The sequence below is a fragment of the Paenibacillus sp. YIM B09110 genome (genome assembly GCF_037167145.1).
In the GTDB taxonomy this organism is placed as follows: Bacteria; Bacillota; Bacilli; order Paenibacillales; family Paenibacillaceae; genus Pristimantibacillus.
This window is the reverse complement of record NZ_JBANSP010000058.1, coordinates 1-1,649: the sequence shown is the minus strand read 5'-3', so window position 1 is coordinate 1,649 and position 1,649 is coordinate 1. Positions and strand designations below refer to the sequence as shown.

Here is a 1,649-nt window from a genome sequence, read left to right as displayed (position 1 = left end):
CAATGTCATTAAGATAACCTCTAAGACAAGATCAGGAATATGAATGTAATCCGAAACGGCATGGGGAACCTCCTTTGCCGTTTGTTTTTTTGTACAATCAAGGAAAAAGCGCATAGCAAACAGAACGGATGAAATATCCGCTTTAAAAATGTTCATATGAAACGAACTATGCTACTCTGTATACGAAGCTAACGACTGATTTCCAACGGATTTTGCGCGTATTCTGCTGTCCGGGGCGGATGGGTCGAATCGGCAGAATGTTTTTGCGAATCAGTGCTTCGACATCGGGCGGGGGTCTATCGCTTCGAGAGCGCAGGAAATGTCTACAAACATGAACGGCTACCGTGAAATTGACCTGGTAGGCATACCGTTTATCCATTTGCGAAATGACGACGTGCGAGGTCATCATTTCTGCGAAATTGTAGAGGATCATTCTTGCGAACACCTCTTGGGCGATGGACTCCTGTTTCTTTGCGTGAAAACTCGTCAGACCGACGGTGTACTTTAATGCTCGGAAAGAGGTTTCAATGCCCCAACGCATGTTATAGATAGACTTGAGTTCATCGGGTGGGAACTCAGCAGCAGATAGGTTCGTAATGACGGTTTCATAAGTGCCGTTCGGCAAAACAAAACGTACAACCCGGAAAGAAATCGGGTAAAACAAGTTCTCCCGCAAATCCAAAAAATCGAATGTAGAATGGGAAGGAACGAACCTGTATATCTCAGGATGAGTTTTGACTTCTTTGGTTTGTTTTTTAGTGAGTGTCAGATGAAAGTCTCGATCAAACTCTCCGCCAGAGGGCAACCGCAAGCCCGATAGAATACCACTGGAATTCAAATCCTTTACCCGTATGACATAATTCCACCCTTTGCGTTCGAGATGCGCAAAGTTGTTGTAACTTTCATAACCGCGATCGGCAATCGCAATGGTTTTGCCCTTGATGGGGGATCGATCAACCATTTCCGCCAGTGCCCGTCCTTCGTTGCTCAGCCTTCGTGGCTGAACAATAGCATCCACATACAGTCTGTTGCAGAGGTCGTAGGCTGCGTTCAAATGCAACAGGTTATAGCCTTTGGAATTCTTTTGACTTTGAAAATAGGTGTCCGTGGCCGCAGAGTCCGTTGCGATATGCAAATCCGAACCGTCAATGGCAAGTAATCGATACCCTCGGTAGTCCTTGATATCCGTATACGATTGCGTAAAGGCGTGAAACAAGAATTCCACAGCAGACGGCAGGATTTTATTGCGCTGTTGGACAAAAGCAGAAGTGGTTGCGGTGTTTACATCATAGCCCTGCGACTCCAAGAGTTCCTTATAGATGCTGTTACCACCCATTGAGATTAGAAGTTGCATGACCGTTTCGAAGGGCAGCTTTTTCTTGCGGGTAAAATCTTTTTCAGGGTTTTTGACAAAAGGCGCTGGATAGGCTGCCATTTCTCGTATGAGCGATGTCAGCTTAGTTTTAAGCGAATGTGCGTACTCGTCCATCGGCGTAACCTCCTCGTTTTTTTCAAGGGGCTACGCCACACATTTTCAATTGCTTGTCAAGATCTATTTTCCATTTTCGCGCAAGAAAAAGAGCAAGTTATCTTTTCGATAACCTGCTCTTTCCTTAACTTCGGCTCTTCGCCTTAACTTAATGACATTG

At 45.3% G+C, this 1,649-nt stretch carries 1 protein-coding gene; it reads right to left on the bottom strand.

All coding sequences use genetic code 11. The annotated features are described in order from the left end of the window. Positions 1-166 precede the first annotated feature (166 nt). A complete protein-coding gene (locus V8F51_RS31425; protein ID WP_337104444.1) occupies positions 167-1,489 on the bottom strand; it encodes an IS4 family transposase in 1,323 nt (440 codons plus the stop codon). Positions 1,490-1,649 lie beyond the last annotated feature (160 nt).